At 68.9% G+C, this 23,630-nt stretch carries 20 protein-coding genes; 3 read left to right on the plus strand and 17 right to left on the minus strand.

The window, feature by feature from the left end; all coding sequences use genetic code 11:
• Positions 1-9 precede the first annotated feature (9 nt).
• Positions 10-1,686, plus strand: a complete 1,677-nt coding sequence (locus AWB92_RS19235) for a hypothetical protein (RefSeq protein WP_085188600.1) — start codon at positions 10-12, stop codon at positions 1,684-1,686.
• On the opposite strand, the gene AWB92_RS19240 is transcribed toward AWB92_RS19235, so the two are convergent.
• The 16 genes from AWB92_RS19240 to AWB92_RS19315 form a co-directional block, all read right to left on the minus strand.
• On the minus strand, positions 1,669-2,781 hold the full coding sequence (locus AWB92_RS19240) for a glycosyltransferase family 4 protein (protein WP_241523519.1): 1,113 nt from the start codon (positions 2,779-2,781) through the stop codon (positions 1,669-1,671). The genes AWB92_RS19235 and AWB92_RS19240 overlap by 18 nt on opposite strands.
• The gene (locus AWB92_RS19245) at positions 2,778-4,256 is read right to left on the minus strand and encodes an O-antigen ligase family protein (protein WP_085188498.1); all 1,479 of its coding nucleotides are present in this window, start codon (positions 4,254-4,256) and stop codon (positions 2,778-2,780) included. Before AWB92_RS19245 ends, AWB92_RS19240 begins: the two co-directional genes overlap by 4 nt.
• Positions 4,253-5,800 (minus strand): polysaccharide biosynthesis tyrosine autokinase, encoded by a 1,548-nt coding sequence (locus AWB92_RS19250; RefSeq protein WP_085188500.1) that lies wholly within the window; start codon positions 5,798-5,800, stop codon positions 4,253-4,255. Before AWB92_RS19250 ends, AWB92_RS19245 begins: the two co-directional genes overlap by 4 nt.
• A gap of 3 nt (positions 5,801-5,803) precedes the next feature.
• Positions 5,804-6,919, minus strand: coding sequence for a glycosyltransferase family 4 protein (locus AWB92_RS19255; RefSeq protein WP_085188502.1), 1,116 nt, complete (start codon positions 6,917-6,919; stop codon positions 5,804-5,806).
• On the minus strand, positions 6,916-8,013 hold the full coding sequence (locus AWB92_RS19260) for a class I SAM-dependent methyltransferase (RefSeq protein WP_085188504.1): 1,098 nt from the start codon (positions 8,011-8,013) through the stop codon (positions 6,916-6,918). Before AWB92_RS19260 ends, AWB92_RS19255 begins: the two co-directional genes overlap by 4 nt.
• A complete protein-coding gene (locus AWB92_RS19265; RefSeq protein ID WP_085188506.1) occupies positions 8,010-9,251 on the minus strand; it encodes a class I SAM-dependent methyltransferase in 1,242 nt (413 codons plus the stop codon). The genes AWB92_RS19260 and AWB92_RS19265 overlap by 4 nt, the downstream gene beginning before the upstream one ends.
• Positions 9,232-10,683: a hypothetical protein gene (locus tag AWB92_RS19270; RefSeq protein WP_085188508.1), complete on the minus strand. Its 1,452-nt coding sequence runs from the start codon at positions 10,681-10,683 to the stop codon at positions 9,232-9,234. Before AWB92_RS19270 ends, AWB92_RS19265 begins: the two co-directional genes overlap by 20 nt.
• Complete coding sequence (locus tag AWB92_RS19275; protein ID WP_085188510.1) at positions 10,680-12,698, minus strand: glycosyltransferase; 2,019 nt, start codon at positions 12,696-12,698, stop codon at positions 10,680-10,682. Before AWB92_RS19275 ends, AWB92_RS19270 begins: the two co-directional genes overlap by 4 nt.
• Positions 12,695-14,161: a flippase gene (locus AWB92_RS19280; protein WP_085188512.1), complete on the minus strand. Its 1,467-nt coding sequence runs from the start codon at positions 14,159-14,161 to the stop codon at positions 12,695-12,697. Before AWB92_RS19280 ends, AWB92_RS19275 begins: the two co-directional genes overlap by 4 nt.
• A complete protein-coding gene (locus tag AWB92_RS19285; protein ID WP_085188514.1) occupies positions 14,161-15,666 on the minus strand; it encodes a sugar transferase in 1,506 nt (501 codons plus the stop codon). The genes AWB92_RS19280 and AWB92_RS19285 overlap by 1 nt, the downstream gene beginning before the upstream one ends.
• 17 nt (positions 15,667-15,683) lie before the next feature.
• Positions 15,684-16,556 (minus strand): WecB/TagA/CpsF family glycosyltransferase, encoded by an 873-nt coding sequence (locus tag AWB92_RS19290; protein WP_085188516.1) that lies wholly within the window; start codon positions 16,554-16,556, stop codon positions 15,684-15,686.
• A 42-nt stretch (positions 16,557-16,598) separates the two neighbouring features.
• A complete protein-coding gene (gene rfbC, locus AWB92_RS19295) occupies positions 16,599-17,156 on the minus strand; it encodes a dTDP-4-dehydrorhamnose 3,5-epimerase (RefSeq protein WP_085188518.1) in 558 nt (185 codons plus the stop codon).
• Positions 17,153-18,199, minus strand: a complete 1,047-nt coding sequence (locus AWB92_RS19300; RefSeq protein ID WP_085188521.1) for an SDR family oxidoreductase — start codon at positions 18,197-18,199, stop codon at positions 17,153-17,155. Before AWB92_RS19300 ends, rfbC begins: the two co-directional genes overlap by 4 nt.
• A 24-nt stretch (positions 18,200-18,223) precedes the next feature.
• Positions 18,224-18,886: a PIG-L family deacetylase gene (locus tag AWB92_RS19305; RefSeq protein WP_085188523.1), complete on the minus strand. Its 663-nt coding sequence runs from the start codon at positions 18,884-18,886 to the stop codon at positions 18,224-18,226.
• The gene (locus AWB92_RS19310) at positions 18,883-19,677 is read right to left on the minus strand and encodes a glucose-1-phosphate cytidylyltransferase (protein WP_085188602.1); all 795 of its coding nucleotides are present in this window, start codon (positions 19,675-19,677) and stop codon (positions 18,883-18,885) included. Before AWB92_RS19310 ends, AWB92_RS19305 begins: the two co-directional genes overlap by 4 nt.
• An 85-nt stretch (positions 19,678-19,762) precedes the next feature.
• Entirely contained in the window at positions 19,763-20,992 is a 1,230-nt protein-coding gene (locus tag AWB92_RS19315) for a PPE family protein (protein ID WP_085188525.1), read from the minus strand.
• A 524-nt stretch (positions 20,993-21,516) separates the two neighbouring features.
• On the opposite strand from AWB92_RS19315, the gene AWB92_RS19320 reads away from it, so the two are divergent.
• Both AWB92_RS19320 and AWB92_RS19325 read left to right on the plus strand, forming a co-directional pair.
• Positions 21,517-22,194, plus strand: coding sequence for a TetR/AcrR family transcriptional regulator (locus AWB92_RS19320; RefSeq protein WP_068188229.1), 678 nt, complete (start codon positions 21,517-21,519; stop codon positions 22,192-22,194).
• 132 nt (positions 22,195-22,326) lie between these two features.
• Complete coding sequence (locus AWB92_RS19325; RefSeq protein WP_068188230.1) at positions 22,327-23,055, plus strand: TetR/AcrR family transcriptional regulator; 729 nt, start codon at positions 22,327-22,329, stop codon at positions 23,053-23,055.
• 88 nt (positions 23,056-23,143) lie between these two features.
• Here AWB92_RS19325 and AWB92_RS19330 read toward each other — a convergent pair whose 3' ends face one another.
• Positions 23,144-23,506, minus strand: coding sequence for a PAS domain-containing protein (locus AWB92_RS19330; RefSeq protein WP_068100125.1), 363 nt, complete (start codon positions 23,504-23,506; stop codon positions 23,144-23,146).
• Positions 23,507-23,630: the final 124 nt, after the last annotated feature.

The following is a 23,630-nucleotide window of genomic DNA, read 5'->3' on the forward strand; positions in this document are numbered from 1 at the left end:
CCGGTGACGATGCTTCGTTCATTCAAAAAGAGTGCTGCCGCCGTTATCGCGTGCGCGGCGCTGCTGCTGAACGGCTGCGGCGGTCACCCGAACCCGGGACCGCTGTCCGCGATGGTCTTTCCGGCCATCCCGCCGACGGTTCAGGAGATCGCAAACCCGCTGCGCGGCCAGTACGAGGACTTGCTGGTTCCGCTGTTCCCGCAAGGCAATCCGGCCCAGCAGCGATACCCGGCGTGGCCCGCGTCCTACGACGCCAGCCTGCGCGTCTCGTGGCGGCAGCTGCAGCCCGTCGACCCGCACACGCTGCCGCCCGACGCCCCCGATGATCGCCGGTTCGACTTCAGCGTCATCGACGACGCGCTGACGAAGCTGGCCAACCGCAACATGCGGATGACGCTTCGCGTGTACGCCTACAACTCCTGTTGCAACGACTCGTATCCCGACAACACCAACCTCGCGATTCCCGACTGGATGCGGTCGTCGTCCACCAGCTATCCGGCCCCGCCGAACAGCCCCACGCCCGGGGTGACACAAGTGGTGCCGAGCTGGAACGACCCGGCCTACCTGGGCGCGTTCGGGCAGCTGCTGGCCGCGCTGGGCCGCCGCTACGACGGCGACGAGCGGCTCAGCGTTTTCGAGTTCTCCGGCTACGGGGATTTCAGCGAGAACCACATCGCGTACCTGCGTGACGTGTTGGGCGCCCCCGGCCCCGGGCCCGACGAAAGCGTCGGAATGCTGGGCTATTACAGCCAGTTCCGGGATCAAAGCATCACCAAGGCATCGATTCAGCAGCTGGTGGCGGCGAACGTCAACGCCTTCCCCCACACGCAATTGGTGGTCACCCCGCAGAATCCCGAGATCGTGCGCGAGCTGCTGGCCGACGACGTCACCAAAAAGCTATCGGCGCCGGTCGGCATCCGCTCGGATTGCCTCGGCGTCCAGGCGCCGTTGCCCGCCTGGGCCGAATCCAACGACTCGCAATACGTGCGGTCGAACGACGCCGTCGTCAACGCGATCAAGCAGCGGCTGGCCTCGGCGCCGGTGATCACCGAGTGGTGCCAGTTGCCCAACGGGACCGATCCGCGGTCCTACTACGAGAAGGCCCTGCACGACGTGGTCAGGTACCACGTGTCGATGACGTCGAGCGCCAACTTCGCGGACCGCGACTCCCGCTCGGCGATGGACCCCAGCCTGTTTTTGCTGTGGGCCAAGGCGAATATCTCTGCGGGCTACCGGTATTCGGTCGAGGCGCGGCCGGGCTCGCAGTCGATTCAAGGCAAGACGGCGAGCATATCCGTCGCCTGGACCAACTACGGCTCGGCCGCGGCCACCGAGCAGTGGACGCCGGGCTACAAGCTGGTGGATTTCACGGGAGCGGTGGTCAAGAGCCTGCCGGCGACGGTCAACCTCAAGGCGCTGGTCAGCGACGACACCAGCTCCTCACGCGAGGAGGCGGTCCCGGCGACGACGACGGAGTCGGTGCGCGTCGACCTGGGGGGCCTGGCGCCGGGCCACTACACGCTGCGCGCCTCGGTGGACTGGCAGCAGCACAAGCCGGGCGCCTCGCACGTGGTGAACTACGCGCCGATGTCGTTGGCGCGCGACGGGCGCGACGGCGCGGGGTTGTATCCGATTGCGACGCTGGACATTCCGCGCGACTCGACCACCTCAGCCAACGCGCAGTGACCTGGTCCCACCGCGGGCATTGGCCGCCAGGCCGGTCCACAATTGGGCCAGTGACTCGTGCCAGCGCGGCAGGCCGAAGTCGACGGCGCGGGCGCGCGCGGCGGCGCCCAGCCGCGCGCGCAGGCCGTCGTCGGTGACGAGCGCGCCGAGCGCGTCGGCGATCTCGGCGGGCGAACCCGGCTGCACGACGATACCGGTGACGCCGTCGCTCACCGCCTCGCCGATACTGCCGACGGTGGTGGTCACCGGCGCCAGGCCGTGCGCCATGGCCTCCAGCAGCGCCATCGGCAGGCCCTCGTCGCGGCTGGGGAGCAGGAAAATGTTTGCGGCGCAGAGCAGTTCGTCGCGGGCCGGGGGTTCCAGCCAGCCGGCCACGCGAACCGTGTCGCCCACCCCCGCCGCCGCCACCGCGGCGCGGACCCCGTCGACGTCGCCGTCGCCGGCCAGTGTGACCCGCAGCCGCTCGCGGACCGGCGCGTCGAGCGCGGCCACGGCCGAGACGATGTCGTAGCTGCCCTTGCGCATCCCCATCCGGCCCAGCGCCACGGCGTGTACCCGGCTGGCGCCCGTTTGGGCCGCGGGTGTCTCCGGGATGCGAACGGCATTGTGCAGCACGCTGATTCGATCGCCGGACAGCCCCAACCGGTCCGCGTACTCGTCGACGTGACGCCGTCCCAGCACCACCCAGTGATCGGCGAGGAGGGCGCGGCGCACCGCCGCCCGCGCCGGTGCCGGCAGCCGGTCGAACCAGCCGCCGAAGTCGAAGCTGTGACCGTGTACCACCGCCGGCACGCCCGCCAGCCGCGCCGCCCACAACGGCACCGCCTTACGGACGACGCTGCCGCCGTGGGCCATGTTCACGTGCAGCACGTCGGCGCGGCGGCGAATGAGCAGCCAACTGGCCCAGAGCATTCCGCGCACGCCCACCAGCAGTCGCACCCATCGCGACCGGTCCACGTAGGTGGGCACGACGCTGACGCGGATCCGCTCGTCGGGATGCGCGGCCATCAGGGCGGCGACCGTCGCCATGCCGCCGCGGCTGATGGCGTCCGCGGGCGCCGGCCCCACCACCAGCACCCGCACCGGCCCGCTCACCGCGTCGCCCCGGCCGGAATCAGCGGCTCGGTAGTGGCGTCGACGTCCTCGCCGGACACCCGGGACCGCTGGCACAGGCGGGCGAACGCCAGCGCCGCGCCCAGCGCCATGCCCAGCGTCATGGCGTTGGCCGGGTCCTCGGGCAGCGGGTCGACGACGCTCATCACCAGCAGGCCGGCGCTGACGGCGGCGCTGGCCTTCGCGTGCGCCGATGCGCTGCGCAGCGCCCGGATCAGCGGCGTCAGTGCGAACACCGCGAAGGCGGCCATGCCCACCGCGCCGGATTTCGCCAGCCACCACAGGTAGAAGTTGTGCGAATAGGTGGTGCCCAACGTGTTGGTGAATTCGTCCGGGTCGTTGCCGAACGGCTCCTGATAGGCGTAGCCGAGGCCGTGGCCGAATACCGGCGCCTTGGCGATGGCGCGGTTGAGGTTGGCGTCTTCGGCCAGCCTGGCCAGCGTCGAGGAGTCCACCGCCAGCGCATTGCTCGACACTCCGCCCAACACGCGGTGGCTGAACCCGGTGATCTGATCGCCCAGCCAGTCCCCGGCTGTCGAGTGCTGCAGCAGGAACAGCGCGCCGGGCACCGCAACGGCCAGGATCCCCGCGCCGGCGATGGCCAGCCTGGCCGCCCGGCGCAGTGACGACCAGCCCAGGGTGGCGAAGAACGCCACCACCGCCGCCACCCCGAGGGCGATCAGCGTGTTGCGGGAGAAGGCCAGCACCGAGATGGTCAGCGCTGGCAGGCCCAGCGCGAGATACCAGACGGGCTTGAGGCGGCCGACGATCTGGGCGGCCACCAGCGCGGCCAGCACGGCGATCGCCGGTGTCAGGGTGGCGGTGATGACGCGGTTGGCTGTGTCGCCGGTGTCGGTTTGCAGGCTCTCCAACCGCCCCGCCAGCCGCAGCCCGCCCGAGGAGCTGGCGACGGCCATGCCGGCGGAGAACCACAGGGTGAGGACCATCGCGTGGACCGACAGCTTGACGTAGTCGCCGTACACGATCACCAGCGCCAGGACGAAACCGCCGACGACCTCGAGCAGGAAGGTGGCCTCCCGCACCACGATTGGGGCGGGGTGGCCCATCGCGAAGCCGACCGCGGCGAAGTAGGCAACCGTCAGCACAAACATCCCGGGCAGCAGGTATTCGGAGAAGCGCAGCCGCACGGCCGGCAGCACGAAGCAGATGGCCAGCACCAGCGCCACGTGATAGGCGTTGATCGACACGGGCCCAATCACTTTGGCGACGTGCAGGCCCTGGGGCAGCGCCGCGAACGCCAGGAACAGGGCGACGCCGATCATCGTCGCGGGTCTCGTCCAGTAGATCACCAGGCAGAACGACAGGCCGATCAGCATCACGCCCTCGGTGGTGTTGCGCACGGACAGCACGCCAAACATGAAGCACCCCAGCGCGAATGCCGTCAGCACGGCCCCGGACATCGCCAACCGGTGCCGATTGCGCAGATACAGGATCACCCCGGGCGGCCCACCTTGGTCCGGTAGGTCCGGGCCGCGGCCCGGGCGTGCCGCGGTATCCGCGCGTCGGTCAGCACGGTGCCGACGACGTCGGCGCCGGCGGCGCGCAACGCGGTGAGCGCGTCGGTGAGTTCGTCCTCGGTGGTGCGCCCCGCTCGGACGACCAGGACCGTGGCCTGCGCCGCGCCGGCCAGCAGGCCGGAGTCGGCCGTCGCCAGCACCGGTGGGCCGTCGATCACCGTTCGGTCGAAGGTGGCCGACACATCGGCCAGCACCTTGTCGAGCACCTCCGGCAGGTACGCGCTGCTGGGCAGCGTGTCCCGGCGGACGGCCCGCGCAGCCAGGATGAAAAGCCGCGGAATCGACGTCGGCTTAACGGCTTCGGCCGCGATGTCGGGGTCGGACAGCGCGTTGCCCAGCCCCTCCCCGGAGTCGACCTTCAGCAGGCCGGCGATCACCGGTCGGCGGGTGTCGCCCTCGACGAGCAGCGCCTCTTCGCCGGATTCGGCGAATGCCCGGGCCAGGTTCACCGCCGTCGTCGTGGTTCCCTCCCCGCCGAACGGCGCCGTCAGCAGCACCCGGCGCGCTCCCGGTTCGAGCGCACGCAGCAGGCGCGCCCGCAGGCCGCGGACCGCGTCGTCGAAGGAGATGTCGGTTCCGAACCGCGGTGCGCTGCCGCGCTTTCCGGGTAGTTCGGCCAGGGTCGGCAAATTGGAGAGGCGTTCCAGTTTGGCTCGGTCACGCACCGTGCGGTCGGCCGCCTCGCGGGTCAACGCCGCGCCGGTGCCCAGCAGCAAGCCGGCGGCAAGGCCCATCGCCATGTTGCGCACCGGCACCGGCTTGATGGGGCTGTCCGGCACGCCGGGCTGCTCGACGATGGTGGCCCGGGCGATCGGCATGTTCGGGGCAAGGGGCTGGGGCGGCGTCGCCGCGGGCTGCGCCGGCTGCGGGACGACCGAGGGTTCGGCCGACGGTGTGGCCTCGGCGCCGGATTGCGCCGCAGGCTGGCCTTCGGTGTCCTGCGCCGCTGGCGCCGACGGCGGGGGCGTCTGCGCCGGCGGCGCCAGCGGCGGTGAGCTGTTCACCAGCGCCACCGGGTCCTTCGGGTTCACACCGAGGGTGCCGACGAGCCCGGTGAACGTGTCCGCCATCGCCTTCGCCAGTGTCGCGGCACGATTCGGGTCGGTGTCGGTGACCGAGATGGTGAACAGGGTCGACTTCGGCGTGTACTCCACGTGGGTCGCGCTCGCCAGGGCGTCCGCGCCGATGGGCAGGTGAAACTGCTTGACCGCGCGCTCCGCGACCGCGTGGCCGCCGGCGATCGCGGCGTACGACGACAGCCGCTCCTGCGCGGCCTGCGTGCCCTGATACACCTGCGCCAGGTCGGTCTCGCCCGAGAACGAGATGAGGACGGTGGCCGACGACTGATAACTCTTCGTCTGGAACGCGGTGACGGCCGCGGCCCCGGCGAGGCAGGCCAGCAGCGCCCCGACGAACAGCTTCCAGTGGGCCGCCAAGGTTCGGACAAACGTGCGAAAATCCATCGGCTACAACCTTTCCCGGCGCCTGCCGGCGCTCTCGAGCTCACGCGCGCCGTGCGGCGGGTGCGTGACCAAGACCTCTGTGAGAATATCCAGCATGCGGTCGGCGACCCGGTCGACGCTGAAGCGCTCCGCGTAGTGGTGCGCCGCCTCGGCGCCGAGGCGCGCGGCGGTGGCCGGGTCCGCCAGCCTGTCGAACGCTGCGGCCAGCCCCGCGACGTCGTCGACATCGACCGTCGGGCCGCCCGACGGCTGGTATTCGGGCAGCCCGCCAATGGTGGAGACGATCGGCATCACGCCCAGCTGCATCGACAGCACCTGCACCCCGCTCTGCGAGGCGCGCCGGTAGTGGGCGACCGAACCCTTTGCGGCCGAAAGCGTCTCGACGACGTCGGCGTAGCGGTACGTGCCGGAGCACCACCGCGCGTGTTGCGGCAGCCGCGCGCTTCGCAGGGCGATCGGCCCGTCGCCGATCAGCACCAGGTCGTCGCCGCGCCAGCCGTCGCCCGTCACGTGCCGTTGCCAGGCCCGCAGCACCACGTCGATGTTCTTGTACGGGTTGAGCCGGCCCACCATCACGAAATCGCGGCGCCCCTCGGCGTGGACTGGCGCCGGCACCAGGTCGACGTCGAGGTCGCTGGTGAGCGGCAACGTGTGCACGGGCGTCCGGGCGACGTCTCGCCGGGTGCTGATGGCTTCCGCGACGTAGTCGCTGTAGGTGACCGTGGCCGCCGAGCGGGCGCCCCAGCGGTCGAACACCGCACGCTCGTAGGCCGGCCGCGCTTCGCCGGCGTCGTGCGGGCTGTCGTCGTGGACCAGCTGCACCCGGGGCGCACTGCCGGCCAATGCCATCCAGCGTGGATCACGGACCAGCTCGGTGATCACCACCTGCGGCCGGTAGTCGCGGATGCGCCGCCAGGCGGCGAGACTGGACGGCCAGGTTCCGGCCGCGCGGAACCGCGGGTCGAGCACCAGCTCGTAGTCGCGGGCGCCGTCCGACTCGGGGTGCTGGTCGGACGTCACCAGCAACACGTCGGCTCCGCGCCGCCGCAGCGCCTCGACCTGAACGCGCGCGAGGGGCCGCATCCACGGCGAAAGCCAAAGCACCCGAATGGAATTCATGTCAACGCCCGGTCCTTGACCGCGCCGGGGTCGATCGACCAGCGCCCCTCCAGTTGCGGGTAGGCCCGCCGCACCTCGTCGTACAGATCCGGCAATGTCAGCATTACGCGATCGGGGTCGGCCGCGATGAGCTGTTCGGGCGAGATGATGCCGACGTCGGTGCCGGGAATCCGGCGCCCCTGCTTGGCCGGTGACGCGTCGGCGACGGCACGCAACAGTTGCCGCTCGACGCCGGCGATGTTGAACAACGCGGTGACGCGCGACCCGGCGCCGTACCCGTACACCGTGCGCCGGTCGCTCGCCTGCTCCCGCAGCCAGTCGCGCAACTGGGTGGCGTGGCGCTCGGCATCGCGCTGCAGACCGCCGACGACCGCGGCGTCGGTGATGCCGGCGCTCTGCTCGCGCCGCAGGATTTCCCCGGTGCGTTCGTCGGGGTCGACCTGGCCGTGCACCGCGGCAACCAGCACGGTGCCGCCGTAGAGATCGAACTCCCACGCCGACGCCACACTCATGCCGACCGCGGCGAGCAGACCGGTCAATGCCGTCAGCGAATAGTAGGCGTAATGGCTGTGGCGCAGCGCATCCCATTGCCCATGGGTCACGATCGTCAACAGCGAGTGGAATTGCAGCAGCAGCACGCCGTCGGGCGAGGTGGCCTCCGCGCGGAGTCGGAAGGCCTGCCGTTGGTCCGGCTCGTGCATGATGCCGAACGAGTCGAGCACGACGTCGGCCAGTTCCGCCTCGGCGAAACCGCGCTCCGCCAGCAGCGGCAACCACGTTCCGCCATGCGGGCTGCCGAATTCCCGTGCGGTGGCGCCGCGTAGCCAGCCCGCGTCGGCGACCCGCCGGATGGCCTCGGCCGCCTGGTCGCGCAGGGCCTGCGGCTCGATGCCGCGCGGCTCGGCGGCGGCGGTGTCATCGTCGGCGAGTTGGGCCAGGCCGCAGCGGCCGCAGAGTTCCATCGCGAGCGGATGCGACGATTCCTCGGGGCGCACGGGTTCGGTGACCGGCGGGAAATCGTCGCCGGCCGGCACGGTACCCAGGTCGAGGACCCGTCGAAGATCGGTGCCGCCGCACCCCCGGCAGGTGCTCATCGGCGCACGCTACCAATTTCCGCGGCGTGCAGGGTCGGAAGCGGAAAGACAAGCTGGCCGCCCCACTCGGCGACGTACTGAAGCTGCTCGGTCAGCTCCGCCTCGAGGTTCCACGGCAACACCAGCACCACATCCGGGCGGTCCTCGGCGATGCGCTCGGGTTCGTAGATCGGGATCCGGGTCCCCGGGGTGAAGCGCCCATGCTTGTAGGGGTTGCGGTCGACGGTGTATTCGAGGAGGTCGGTTCGGATCCCGCAATAGTTGAGCAGGGTGTTGCCCTTGCCCGGCGCGCCGTAGCCGACGACGCGCTTGCCGTCGGCGCGGCAATCCAGCAGGAACCGCAACAGGTCGTGCCGGATCGCCTCCGCGCGGGGACGCAGCTGCAAATAGCCGTCGGCACGGTGCAGACCCGCGGCCTCCTCGGCGCGCATCACCCTCTCCACCCGTTCGGTCGGCCGCGAGGCGATATCCGCCGAGCGGGCCCAGATGCGCATCGACCCGCCGTGGGTGGGCAGCAGCTCGACGTCGACCACGGCGAGCCCGGAGGTGGCCAGCGCGCAGATCGCCGAGAACAGGGTGTAGTACTGGAAATGCTCGTGGTAAATCGTGTCAAACTGCCCCAGCCGCACCAGGTTCAGCGCGTGGTGTACCTCGATGCTCAGCCAGCCGTCGTCGTCCATCAGCTTGCGCAGCGAGCGGGTGAAGCCGCGCAGATCGGGGATGTGCGCGTAGACGTTGTTGGCGACGACGAGGTCGGCGGGCCCGTGTTCCTCACGAACCTGGGTCGCCGTGTTCTCGTCCAGAAAAGCTGTCAGCGTGGGGATGTTGCGCGCGCGGGCGGCGACGCCGACGTTCTCGGACGGCTCGATTCCCAGGCATGGCACGCCCGCCGCGACGACGTGCTGCAGCAGGTAGCCGTCATTGCTGGCGACTTCGACCACTCGCGAATCCGGGCCAAGGCCGAGCCGCTGGACGGCTTCGTCGACGAAGCGCTTGGCGTGCTGCACCCAGCTGTCCGAATACGAAGCGAAGTAGGCGTATTCGGTGAAGGTGTCCTCGGGCGTGATCAGCGCCGGTATCTGCAGCAGCAGGCAGTCCTCGCACAACCGCAGGTGTAGCGGGAAGGTCTGCTCCGCGAGGTCGAGTTCCTCGGCGGTGAGGAATTTCTCGCACGGTGGAGTGGCGCCCAGGTCCACGACGCTGAGCAGGCGCTCCGAGTCACACAACCGGCAAAGCATATGGCTCCCAATTCTCTGTGCGGCTGGATGTTTGGGCGGGTTCGATGTTCGGGGCGAGGCGTTGCGCCCGCCGGCGGGTGCTGTCGTGAATGAGCTTGCCCAGGCCGTTCTGGTAGAGCCAGAGGCTGTTCTGCTGGCCGGAGAAGGACTCTTCGCCGGCCATCGCACCCCAGGGCAAAAACCCGCTGCCCAGCCCCACCCCGAAGACCCCCGCGATCGGCGTGCCGTACCGGTCCAACAGCCGCGCATGTGTGTCGACCGCCGGGCCCTTGTGCGCCAACGGGACTCGCGTCCCGCGCGCGTTGTAAATGGGCGGTGCCGCAAGGCGGTACCCCAGGGCCGGAATGATCAGATCGCAGTTGGTCAGCAGGCCGAGCAGGTCCGCGCGGGACAGGCCGCCGATCGGCATGGCCACCGCGCGGTCGTCCGGCTCGGCCCCGGGCTTGCGATGCATACGGCGCCACACTTCGCGTCCGTCGCCCTGCAACCCACCCAGCCGATGCACGCGCCCGGTGGCCGCGCACACGTCGGACTCGGAGAATTCGTAGAAGTCGACGTGGGCCGCGGCACGCGACGTATAAGTGGGCCGGGGTTCGCTGCGATGCAGGATTTGGATGCCGCGGGGACCGAAGCTCAGCCCCGGAATCTGTTCCAGCAGCATCCATGCCGCCGAAAATGCGCTGTGCGCCCCGCCCAGGATGACCACGCGCGGGCTGCCGTGCACGCGGGCCAGCCGTCTCGCCACCTCCTGCGCGCCGCCTCGGCTGAGGAGCCGGTGGCTGGACACGATCTTCTCGCGCCAGTCCCCGAGGTGGACACCGGGCGTGACCTCGATCTCGGACCAGGACGCGTTCGGCCGCCCGCCGATCGCGACGACCGCGCTGCCGGCGCGGACCAGCGTGCGCCGCCCGCCGGCGTCGACGGTGAACACCGCGACCGAGCCGTCGTCCTGCAGTCGGATCGCCTCGGCGCGTGTTCCGGTGAAGGCGCGGCTGTTCGGATGCCGGTCGAACTCGGCCAGAATGGCGGTACCGAGGCGCCGCTCGAAGCGATCGACCAGCTCCAGCGTGGGATGCGTGGCTCGGAAGCGTTCCAGTTCTTGCGCAACCGGATCGGCCCTGACGTCGGCCAGCAACGGGGAGCAATCCGGGCCGTCCAGGCATTCCAGGAAGGAGGTGCCGCGCGAGTCGGCGTTAAGGGCGTATCGGCCGAGCGTCCCGCCCAGCTCGTCGGCCTGCTCCACCAACGCGACGCCGCCGTCCAGCCACGCGCCCAGCCGACCGTGACGTGCCGCCCAGACCAGCGCTCCAGTCCCGGCCGGCCCACCGCCCAGGATCGCCGTTTCGTACCACGGAGTCGGTTCGATGACGGCCCTCCGTTCGCGACGCTTGTTGCGGCGGCCCGATTTCCAGTTCAGCATCAACGCGCTCACAGCACGGCCTCGATGGCTTCGAGGTACTCATCGGCCATCGCCTCGACCGTGTAATGCAGGCGCATGCGCTCGTGGCCACGCCGTCCCACCGATGGCAGCGCGGCGGGGTCGGCCAAGATCTGGGCGAGGCATTCACGCCACGCCGCCACCGTGACGGGCTCGACGACGAAACCGGCCTTGCCGAAGTCCAGCATCTCCGGAACGGCGCAAATCCCCGACGCGGCAACGGGAACCGCGCGCGCCATCGCCTCCAGGATGGCCAGCGGGAACGCCTCGGAGCGACTGGGCACGCACAACAGGTCGGCCTCGGCCAGCGCGGGACCCGGCCCGGCCGACCAGCCGCGCCAGTGCACCCGGTCGCGCAGCGCCGCGGGGGTGCGGGCCTGCAGCCGATCCCGGTCGGGTCCATCGCCGAATATGGAGAGCTCCCAAGGCATGTCGGTCAGGCCACCGAGCGCATCGATCAGCAGGTGCGGGTTCTTGTGCTCGACGATGCGCGAGAGCATCACCAACTGCACCGGGTCACCGGCGGCCCGAACGCGGGGCTGCGGCTCACCCGCCACCGCCACCCCGTTGGGCGCGACGAACCGGCGCCCGCCGAGCCGGTGCTGCGCGGTCAGCATGTCCCAATGGCGTTGGGCGAGGACGACGAAGCCGTCGGCGCGGCGCATGGCCGCCGCCAGTGGCCGCGAGTAGATGGGGCGGTCGGGTTCCGGGGGTACGTGCGGCGCGACCAGCCAGCGCCGGTAGCTGCCGCCCGCGCGCCACAGCGTGGCGAACCCGGTCTCGGTGTTGGTGTCGCCGCTGATCAGCACCGCCGGGCCGGGCGGAATGTCGACGGCCGGTGCCCACCAGGGTTGGCGCACCACCCGCACGCTGTGCGGGACCTCCTTGATCAGCGGGCCGAACCGCTGCATGCAGACGATGGTGACCGGGTAGCCGCGCCGATCCAATTCGGCTGCCAGCAAAGCTTTTTGGCGCTCAGCCCCGCCGTAGACCAGGCGGTTGGTGGTGATCACGATCGCTGGCTTGCCGGTGCGACCGGTTGCCATGTGGTTCAAGGCGCGCCGCCGTGCGTCGCGCTTCGAGCGCTGCAGCCGCTCCAACAGGGTGGTGCCGGCCAGGTACATGTCAGCGTGATGAACGCCGTCCTGGTGTTCGAGCAACAGTGCGATGTTGGCGCGCAACAGGTCCCGATTGCGGCGACGTTCCGGCGTCGAGACCTCCGCGCCGTGCGCGGCATCGGGCTCCTCCAACCGGCCGGCGGTCGCCGGATTGCCGTGGTCGACGTCGATTTCGTTGGCCAGCAGAATGCGCCAGCCCGCCGCGCTGGCGCGGGCCTGCCAATCGGTTTCTTCTCCGTAGAGGAAGAACTCCTCGTCGAAGCCGCCGACTTCGTTCCAAGCCGCACGGTTGATGGCCAGGCAGGCGCCGCCCACATAGCCGTCGATGCTTTCCGACTCGCCGGGCTGGCGGTTATACAGGTGCGAAATCGGCGTGCCGCGCAGCAGATCCGAATAGCCGGCGGCCGCGACCAGCGCCCGGCTCAGGGTCCGGCGGCGCGTCGCGATGTCCCACCGCTCCGGGCCGGGGGCGCCGTCGTCGTGCACCATGGGCGCCACGGCGGCGACCTTCTCCTGGCGAAGCAGCTCCCGGGTCCGCGCGAGCGGCCCCTGCAAGCGGGCGTCGGCGTTCAGCAGCAGCAGGTCAGCGTCCGGCGGCGTGTGCTCGACCAGGGCGTTAAACGCCGCGGCGAAGCCGAGATTCACCGGACCCAACACCCAGTGCACCTGCGGGTGTCGGGCCGCCAGCTCCTCGCGGCCGGGATAGGTGTCGCCGCTGTTCTCGTAGACGTACACCGGCAGCTCGGGCAGGTGTTCGGCGACGCCGGCCAGGCACTGCTCCACCAGGTCGTGGCTCTTGTAGGTCACGATCATGACCACCATCGGCCGGCCGGACCTGGTAAGCGTGCCGACCGGGGGCTTGAGGTACGCGCGGTCCAGTTCGCGGCTCATGCGACCACCGACCTGTGGCGCAGCGCGGCCAGTGACGACCACCCGAACGGCCCGACCGCCGCGCTGGTGGCCAGGTACGCGGCGGCAGCGGCGGTCACGGTCAGGGCGACGTGATGGCCCGAAAGCAGCAGTGCCACCGCGACACTGGCCGCCGTGGGGACCAGCAGGCGGAGCAGGAACGCCACCGGCGTGCGGTAGTCGCACTCGCGGCGCAGCCACCAGGTGGCCAGCACCATGCCGAACAGCTCGGTGCCCACCAACGCCAGGCCGGCGCCCACCGCGCCGAACGGCGTGTCCAGGACCACGTTCAGCACGACGTTGAACGCCAGCGTCGCTATCGACAACCGGAACAGGAACTTCTGCTGATGGCAGGCGAACAGCCCCTGGCCCAGGGTGCCGGTGACGAAACGCAAAGCCACCGCGACGAATAGCGTCGCCAGCGTCGGCGCGCCGCGCTCGACGAATTCGCGGTCGCCGAACAATTCGATCAGGGGCCGGGCCAGCAACGTGCCGATGACGGCGACCGGGACCCCCACGAAGTACATCAGCTCGACGCAGCGGCGCAGGAACTTGGCGAACGCGGCGACGTCGCGGGAAAACAGTTCGGTGGCCGTCGACAGCGTCGCCTTGAGGAAGAACATCGACACGATCAGCGTGTTGAACGCCACGGTGTAGGCCAACCCGTAGACGCCGACCTCCGAATGCGTGCTCACCTTCGACAGGATGACGCCGTCGGTGCGCCAGTACAGCACGCCGACGACGGCGACACCGATCGGAAATGCGCTCTCCCGCAACAGGTCCGCGATCTCTCGTGGCGCGAAGATCGGCCGCAACGAGATGTGCCGGGCCGCCGCGGTGCCCTGGATCAGCAGCTGCAACGCCGGCGGTATCAGCTGCGCGACCGCGAACCAGACGACGTCGGCCCGTACGGCCACCAGGTAGCTGACCATCGCCAGCGTGCCCAGCCGGCCCAGCACGTCGGACATCGCCACGGCCGAGAAACGGACGGTGGACAGGAACACCGGCTCGAACCGCGTCGTCATCGTCAGCATCAGCAGCTGGCCCGACAACACCACGAGCATCACCCGCACGTCGGCGTCACGGTAGAGCAGCAGACCCGAACCCGCCGCCAGTGCCGCGAGCGGCAGGCAGTACATCAGCGATAGTCCGCTGTTGATGCGGACGAGCCGCTCCAGGTCGCCCGTCCCGGAGGTCACCCGGCGCACGATGACGGTGCCGATGCCGAGATCGGCCAGGCTGGCCCACATTCCGACGAAGGCGACCGCGATGGTGAGCTGGCCGTAGCGCCCGGGCCCGAGGTAGTGGGCCGTCATCGCGACCGAGACGACCGAGGCCAGCATCCCCAGCGCCCGGCAGACGAGCTGGACGGAGAACGCGTGCGCGATCCGCGACCGCGGCACCGACGCTGCCGGGGCCGGCTCGATCGTGGTGTCGTGCGCCATCAGTACGCCCCGTCGCTACTCAGCACGGCCTTGAGCGTCCGCGCGATGATCAGCAGGTCGCCCGTCATCGACCAGTTGTCGACATACGACAGGTCGAGCCGCACCGAGTCCTCCCACGAGAGGTCCGACCGGCCGCTGACTTGCCACAGCCCGGTCACGCCCGGCTTGACGAGCAGGCGGCGCTTGACCTGGCCGTCGTAGTTCTCGACCTCGCGCCGCAGCGGCGGGCGCGGTCCGACGACGCTCATGTCCTGCTTGAGCACGTTGATGAACTGTGGCAACTCGTCGATGCTGAACCGGCGCAGCACCTTTCCGATGCGCGTCACGCGCGGGTCCTGGCGGATCTTGAAGAGCATGCCGCCGGCGCCCTCGTTGAGCGGCATCAGCCGTTCGACCTGGGTGTCGGCGCCGTCCACCATGGTGCGGAACTTGAACATCGTGAAGGGCTTGCCGTCCAGGCCGATGCGCTCCGCCCGGTAGAAGACCGGCCCCCTGCTCGTCGCCTTGATGCCGACGGCGGCGGCGACGAGCAGCGGGGAGGTCGCGACGAGCGCGGCCAGGGCGAAGCAGAAATCGAAGGCGCGTTTCTGAAACCGTTGGGTCCCTTCGTATTGCGGCTTGTCGACATGTAGCAGGGGGAATCCCGCGATCGGCTTGAGGGTCAGCCGCGCCCCGGCGACGTCCACCACCCCGGGCGCCACCACCAGGTCGACGTCCATCGTCTCCAACCGCCACATCAGGTCCCGGATCCCGTGCACGCCGAAGTGTTCGGTGCGCGTCACCGCGACCGTGTCGGCGCCACAGCCGGCGATCGCGGATACCGCGGTGGTTTCGTCGCCGAGGATCGCGATCTTGCGGCCCTGGACCGTCAGCATCTCGCCGCGCGGCGGGCCGTAGCCCGCGATGCAGACGCCGACCACCAGATAGCCGTCGTTCGGGTTGCGGATCAGCTCGTGGGCGAGGTGCGAAACGCCCGGGCGATCCCCGATCGCCAATACCAGCGACTGGTATTGCCCTTGCGCCCGTTTGCGCCAGACGTGCTTGCGCCACAGGTTGCGGCTCGCCAGCAACCCGAGGGTGCCCACGGGAAGCGCGACCGCCAGATAGCCGCGGGCCAGTTCGATCTTGGCCAGCAGCGTGACGATGGCGATGAACCCGAACGTCCAGAACGAGGCGCTGGCGATGCGCCGGTATTCGTCGATTCCCGCGCCGATGATCCGGGTGGACCGGGTTTGGAACATCGACATCGACGAAAGCCACAGCGCGGCAAAGAGAACCGAGAACAGCGTCATGATGGGCCCGGGGTACCCCGACGTGTTCGGCGAGTCCCCGAACCGGACAAACTGGGCGAGCGCGACCGCGGCGCAGACGATCATCGAGTCGGTGACGCGCAGGCGAGCCGAGTACCGCCGCTGCCAACGGGAAACGGCCTTGGCGCCGACCCCCGGCGCGGGCAGCACCGCAAGCGGTGCCGGGCCGGTGTCGGCTGGAAGCGTGGTCGTCATGATGGCCGTTCTCTCGGTTACGCCGTCGCCGATTGCGCCGCGGCGACTAGGGTTTCGGTGGTTTCGGTGCTTTCAATCGTTTCGGTGCTTTCGGAGGCCGGCATCCCCGCGTAGTACACGCCGGGATAACAGATCAGCTGGGCGCGCGATGCGCGCAGCAAGGCCAGCGGACCCTGCAGCAGATACCGGCGGGCCAGCCGCTGGGGCTCGCGGGTCAACCGGTAGAACCATTCCAAGCCGGCTCGCTGCATCCAGTTCGGGGCCCGGCTGGTCATGCCGGCCAGGAAGTCGATGGCGCCACCGCACGGCAGGAAAACCTTTGCGCCCGTGGCGAATCCGTGCCGGTCCACCCACTGCTCCTGGCGTGGCTTGCCGAGGCTGACCACCAGGATGTCGGTGCCCGCAGCGCGGATATCGGCGGCCAGGGCGTCGGAGCCCGATTCGATGTCGGCCGGGTCGGGCGCCCACATGCCTGAGACCACCAGCGCGGGATAGTGCGTCCGCAGGCGCTGCGCCAACAGCCGATGGGTCTGGGCGCTGCCGCCGAAGAAGCCGACCCGCTGACCCGCCGACTCGGCCAACGCCAACACGGCGGGCAGCAAGTCGGCGCCGGTCACGCGCGGCCACGGCTTTGCGGTCAGCAGCTGCCCCCGCCACGCGATGGGCATGCCGTCGGCCAGCAACAGCCATTCCAGCCGGCTCGCGGGCGTCGCGCCGAGGGAGCGGAAGTGGTGGAGGTGATCCAGGTTCACCGAGCCCACCGCCAGCCCGCCCGCCCGCGAGCGCAGGCGAGCCGAGATGATGGACAGCACCTGGTCGGTGTCGCAGCGTTCGACGACGCTACCGCTGACGACCATGCGCACCGGGGCTGCTGAGGATTCGTGGTCCATGGCAAACCTATCCCAGGCGCTCTCGGACCGGGCGGTACGAGGTCATGACGCCTCGCTCTCTGCCGCCGCCGGCTCATCCATAAAGGGCCAGCTGGCGTCCTTCTCCGACATGACGGTCACCGGCAGCGGCCATTTGATGGCGAATTCGGTTTCGTCCCAGCGGAATCCCTCTTCGCTTTCGGGCACATAGGGTCCGCTGATCTGGTACATGACCTCGGTGTCGTCGGTCAGCGTCTGGAAGCCGTGCAGGACGTAGGGCGGCAGGAACAGCGCGCGGCGGTTCTCCGCCGTCAACTCGACCATCACGTGCTTGCCGTAGGTCTGCGATTCGGGCCGGATGTCCACGGCGACGTCGGCGATCGCGCCGCGCACGCAACGCACGAGTTTCGCCTCGGCGTGCGGCGGCGCCTGCCGGTGCAGGCCGCGCACCGTCCCCCGGGTGTAGTTGAAGCAAAGACTCGTTTGTGCCACTTCGGAAATGAGCCCGTAGGTCTGGAATTCGTCGGCGCAGAAGGATCGAGAGAAGAAGCCGCGATGGTCGCGATGGGGTTCGATGTCGATGATCGTCACCCCGGCGACACTCGTGGGCGTGTACTTCACTGCGTCTCCTTCCAGAACAGTCGCTGGTCGATCTGCTCGGTCTTGAGCAGGTATTCGATCTGCTTCAGTCGGGTGTGCCCACGGCCGTGGAATGTCTCGGGATCCATTGCGATGGTTCGGAAGACGCGATGCAGTTGTGCTGCCCCGGCCGCGACGTCCCACTCGGCGCGGAAGTCGGGGAAGACCTCGCCGATCTTGCCGAACGCCACCCGGTAGCTGCGGTTGTCCGCGTTGGGCGGGCCGAAAGTGAGTTCGCAGCCGGGGAACTCGGCGCTGACGGTCTCCGCGATTTCGCGCACCGTGCGGTTGTTTTCGTCGCTGCCGACGTTGACCACGAGGTTGTGCACGGTCTGCCGGTCGGCGCGCAGCGCGCACCGGATGGCCTGAGCGATGTCGAGGGCATGCACCAGCGGCCGCCACGGGGTGCCGTCGCTGGTCATCGCGATGCGATGTTCGGTCCAGGCATAACCCGCCAGGTTGTTCAGCACGATGTCGAAGCGCATGCGGGGGGAGGCGCCGAATGCCGTTGCGTTGCGCAGGAATGCCGGCGAGAAGTCGTCGTCGGCCATCGCGGTGAGGTCCCGTTCGACCAGGGCCTTGCACTTGGCGTACGGGGTCAGCGGGTTGATGGGGCTGGTCTCGTCGACCGTCCCGTCGGCGATCCCGTACACACTGCACGACGACATATAGACAAATCGGCCGACGCCGGCGCGCTTGGCGCACTCTGCCAAATGCACGCTGCCGCGGTGGTTTACCTCGTACGTGACGTCGCCGATCAGGTCGCCGATCGGATCGTTGCTCAGCTCAGCCATGTGCACGATCGCGTCGAACCCGCGCAGGTCCGCGACGGTCACGTCGCGAATGTCCTTGATGAGGGTCAGCGGCGCCACCGGGTGGGCACTGCCGGTGAGCGGGCCGGGGCACAGCCAACCGGCTCGGTAGTAGCCGGTGTCCAAACCGACGACGTCGTGACCGTCCTCGAGGAGCACTGGCGCCAGGAGGCAACCGAGATAGCCCTCCGTGCCGGTGATCAGGACTCGCATGGTGTCATCCCTCCCGTCGAAAGATCAGTTGTCGAAATGAGCGTCGAAGGGGCTGATGACCGCTTTCTCGCCCACAAAGGCTTCGGCGTAGCGCGCCCGGCACTGGACGCCCCGGACCCGCATCAGGCCGAGGAACGCCTCGTCGTCGAACCAGTCGCGGCCCGATTGCGACGGGTACGACTGCGCGAGCAGCTGAGCCTTCTGGTGGGCTATCTCCGTCGGGATGCCCACGTAGAGAATGGGATTCGGCAAGTCGGACTCCCATTTGAGAATCTCGTAGCCCAGCACCAGCTGCGCACGGAACTCGGTCGGGATGAGCTCGGCGACCAAGCGATGGTCCTGGTGGTAGTCGTGGCGGTGCGGACCGATCACCAGATCGGGCTGGCATTCGCGGCGGAACTGCGCAAGCTGGCGCTTCACCGCGCCCCAGTGCCCCGGCAGCTGACCGTCGGGGAGGTCGGCCACCGTCAACCGCACCTCCGAGCGCGGGAACAGCGCCGCGAAGGCGTTCTTTTCCTCTATCTCGCGTTCGGTGCCGGCGCCGGTGAGCACCAGGGCGTGCACGACGACACCCGGATTGTGGCGGGCGATCTGCAACAGCGTCGCGCCCGCACCGATGACGATGTCGTCACAGTGCGCGCCAATGACGGCAATCGAGTCGATTGCGCCGGTGTTCAGCTGGATCATGCCGAACGTCTCGCAGGAGCCTGCTCCCACACCATCCAGGGGCGGTTTCCGGTGTTGTAGTCGGCGTCGAGTTCGGCGCGTTCCTTGAACGTGTCGGCCGGTTTCCAGAAGCCGTCGTGCTGGTAGCCGAGGAGCCGGCCGGTCCCGGCGAGCGCCATGCAGGCATCGCCGACGAGGTCGCCGTTCTCCGGAATGAGGTCGAAGACCTCCTGGGTCAAGACGAAGTAGCCCCCGTTGACCCAGATCGGGAACTTCGCGATCGGAGCGATCTCCTTGATGTCACCGCCCGTGGTGACATCGACGCAGTGGAAGGACGACTGGGGCGGCACGATCAACATGGAGGCGGCCGCGCCGCTCGTCTTGAGCCGGTCGATCATGGTGTCGAGCGGCGCGTCGGTCAGCACGTCGGCGTAGTTGGCCAGGAAGTATTCGTCGTTCCCGAGGTACTTGCGCACCCGCCGCAGCCGCTCGCCGATCGGCGACTCCAGCCCGGTGTCGACGAAGGTGATGCTCCAGTCGGACATGTCGGAATCGAGCAGCTCGATCTGACCGGCGCGCATGACGAAGTCGTTGGACTCCATCTCGCGGTAGTTGAGGAAGAAGTCCTTGACCATGGCCTGGCCGTAGCCCAGGCACAGGATGAACTCCTTGTGCCCGAAGTGGGCGTAGTAGCGCATGACATGCCACAGCAGCGGTCGGGGTCCGACCATCTGCAGCGGCTTGGGAACCTGGTCGCCCTCGGCGGTCCGCATTCGCATGCCGTAACCGCCACAGAAGAGCACGACTTTCATGACATCCATCCCTTCGATGAATCGAGACCGAATTCCCGCACGGTGGCCAAAAACGATACTTTTGGTATTTCGCGATTTGGGCCGGTCATACGATCGCCGCCCCGTAGCCGCCAGACGGCGGCTGTGCCATGACCGTCGGAATCTGCCCGTACCGCGGACCGGGCGCCTGGCGCCCCGCGGCGCCACTCGGCAGGCCGCCCAGCATGCTCGGCGGCACGGCGCCGATGCCGTTGGGAACGCCGGCGTTGGGCAATATCGCGCCCGCGCTGGTCAGCTGCGCGGTCGGGATGACGCTGGTCCAGCTGGCGGGCACCGAGAGCGGGCCGAGCGCGGCGGCCTGGCCCAGGCCTCCCACCACGCCCGCACCTGCGGCTTCGGCCGCGCCCGCGGCCTCGGCCGCCGCCTGCCCGGCGACGTCGGCCGCGCTCGCGGCCGCCGTCGACGCGGTGGCCGCCATCCCCTGCAGGGTCTGCGCCATGCCCAGCACGCTGGACAGGCCGTACAGCGGGGTCGCGGCCACCATCAGGTAGCCCGGCAGCAGGGCCGGCAGGTTGCTTTCGAGGTTGCTCATGAAGCTCGACATCGACAGGCCGCCGGTCCCGGAGGTGAGCCCGCCCACCAGCGTCCCCCAGGGCGTTTCCGCGCCGGCGCTCGCCGCGGCGGGTGTCGCCAGGGTCTGCAACATCGAGGACACCGTGGACATCAGGCCGGCCAGTGAGACCTGCTGGGTGCCCGCCCCGGCCGCGGCCTGGGAAACCGCGGTGGCCTGGCCCGCCGCGGCGGCGGGGTCGGCGACCTCCGGCGCAGGCGTGAACGTTGTGAGCTCCGCGGCCAGCGCCGAATTAGCCGCGTATTCGTACATCGCCACGGCGTCTTGAGCCCACATCTCGGCGTATTGCGCCTCGTTGGCCGCGATCGCCGGCAAGTTCTGACCGAAGAAGTTGGTGGCGATCAACGACGCGAGTTGAACCCGATTGGCGATGACCGCCTGCGGCGGCACGGTCGCGGCCCAGGCCGCGTCATATATTTCCGCCGCAAGCCTGGCCTGGCCGGCGGCCTCCGCTGACCGGGCGGCGGCCCCGGCCGTCCACGCGACGTACGGTCCGAACGCAGATGCCATGCTCAGCGACGCGGGGCCCAGCCACCGCCCGACCGTCAAGCCCGAGATGATCGACCGATACGCGGCCGCGGCGGAATGCAGTTCGGTGGCCAGGTTGTCCCAGGCCACCGCGGCCGCCGTCAGCGACCCCGCGCCGGGGCCGGCGTACATCCTCGCCGAGTTGATCTCCGGCGGAAGAGCGCCAAAGTCGATCATTTCGAATGATCCCCGTCCGTCGACGCGCCGCCGGCCGCGTTGGCGCCGGCAGAGACGGACGCCCCTGACGTGACGAACGACACACGTCGTCCGAGGTCGGCGCGGGGTGCCCGGCGCAGTGGTCGGCGCGGCGATCGAACAGCACCGCACGCCCGCGGTCCGCAAAAGGGGCGCTGATCAGGCGAAGAAACTGAGAGCCACATAGAAAGCGATTATACATACTTTTGGTTCGGCATACACCATGTTGTCTTACCAACAGTATTTGTGAGTTTGTTAACGCGACCCGCTGCGTTGAATGCCGTGGAACGACCCCTGACTGCTAACCTCAAAGACGGCCCATATGCCGCCCGAGGCACACCGCCGAGTGCTGGCCCTGAGAACGAGGTGTGTGCCCTGCTCGAGGAAGGCATCGAGAACGTGGAAGCGATCGATTCGGGCCATGGCACCGGCCCCGGAATGATCACCCGCCTTGCTTATGCACCGGCGTGGTCGACCCGAACCGGACAGTTGAGTTCTCGGTTCCGATGACCGCCCATTCGACCGACGGACGCGCGGACGCGACGCGGCGACAGATTTTGCGGGCCGCTTCGCATCAGTTCGCTCGCCGGGCCTACCACGACGTCGGCCTGGACGACATCCTCGCGGAAGCGGAGCTGACCAAGGGGGCGATGTATTTCCACTTCCGTTCCAAGCACGCGCTGGCCGTGGCGATCATCGAGAAGCAGACAGCCGCCGGAGCCGTCGCGGTGGAGGAACTCCTCACTCGTGGGCTTTCCGGCCTGGAGACCCTGATCGACTTTTCGTATCTGATCGCTTCCGGCGATATCCGAACCGACGGGGTCAGGGCGGGGCTGAACCTGCTCGAGTCGGTCGGCCGGTCGGAAGGGCTGCAGAAGAAGCTGTTAGAAGAGTGGGCCAAGGCGCTCGCGGGGGTCGTCGAGCAGGCCATCGCGGAGGGCGACATCGGCCAGCATTGTGATCCGCAAGACGTGGGACGCCTGGTGGTGTCCCTGCACATGGGGCTGCGCCAAACCAGCAACCTGGAGGAACCGGAGCGGTTCTTGCACGACCTGGAGAAGTGCTGGCTCCTGATGTTGACCGGAATCCTGCAACCGGAGCGCATCGATTACTTCCGCCAATTCCTCAGGCGCCGCGCGGCACTGGCGATCAACTCCACCTCGGCGGGCACGGATTCTGGATAGCGCCATGGGCAGGTCGCGCGATCGGGCCCGCGTGTGGGCGGCTGTTACGCTTACCGCTCCGGCCGGAAGGTTGGTGAAGTTGTCGAGATCCGCGTCTGGGGACATCGACGGAACTCCGGAGGTGTAGACGCGATGGCGCGCCAGGTTCGATCGGAAGCCACTCGGCGGAAGATCCTCGACGCCGCGATAGACGTTTTCGGCGAGGTCGGGTACGCCGCGGCCGGCTGGAACACGATCATCGAGCGGACCGGCATGACCAAGGGGGCCCTCTACCACCACTTCGACTCGAAGGAATCGCTGGCTTCCGCGATCATCGAAGAAGGTTCCGAGACGATACTCGTCGCGTTCCGCAACGTGTGCGGGTCGTCGTCGCCCGCGCTCGAGAACATGATCCACGGCACCTTCACCATCGCCAACGTGCTCAGCTCCGACAAGACCGCCCGCGCCGCCGAGCAATTGACGGCCGCTCTGACCGGATTCAACGAAGCCGCCATGCGGTTCTGCGCCAACATGGTTGAGCTGATGGCGGCACAGGCCCAGCGGGCGGCCGCCGAAGGTGACGTCCGAGAGGATCTCGACCCGGTGGTGATCAGCGAGTCGATTGTCGGCGCCATGTTCGGAACGCGTTTGCTGTACAACGCGATGGCGGCCAAGGGCGTGGCGGGGCGCGATGCGGGTCCGGCGGTCGACGCGGGTCTGGCTCCCCACACGAATCAATTCTGGGAACTCATGCTCGCGGGCATCGTCACCGAGGCGTCGCTACCTTACTTCCGCGAATTCCTATCCCGGGAGGCGCTGCGCCACGGACCGCCGGCCGGACCGGCACAGGGCCAGGGTGCCGCGGTCCCCGACGCCGGCTAGGCGGTTACGACCGCCTGTCCGGCGCACGTTTCGTACTACGGGTATCTCATTGCGCCGTGCGGATTCCTAAAGGTTTAAAGATCGGCGCCTAGCGTTCCTCGACCCACAATTGCTCGGTGAGGTCTTGGAACGCCGCGAGCGCGAACTGGTCGTCCGCGCGCAGGAGCGCCGACTTGCTCATCAGAGCCCGAACCACCGAACCGTCCTTATGGGCCAATTCGACGACCATGTTCGCGAGTGCGTGCACGACCGAAAGTAGGGAGTCCGACTCCGGAGCCTCGTGGAAGATCTCGTGAAACCGCAGGGAGAGAACCTCTTCGGGATCGAAGCCCACCATCTCCGCGAAGGCGGTGTTGGTGAACAAGATGCTGCCGTCGTTCCCGATGGCGAGCACCGGAATCGGAATTCTTTCCAGGACGACCAACGCGGGCAACTCCTTCAAGGTAGTCATCGGCGATTGGTTTTGTTGCCGGCTTCGTCGTCGCTCCACATGCCGATTATGGCCTATGGCATGACGCAGTTCCGACGCTTTTCCCCATGGCGCGCAAGATTCCTGCGAATGGGTTTGTACGGCC

The organism is Mycobacterium sp. IEC1808, from assembly GCF_002101935.1.
In the GTDB taxonomy this organism is placed as follows: Bacteria; Actinomycetota; Actinomycetes; order Mycobacteriales; family Mycobacteriaceae; genus Mycobacterium.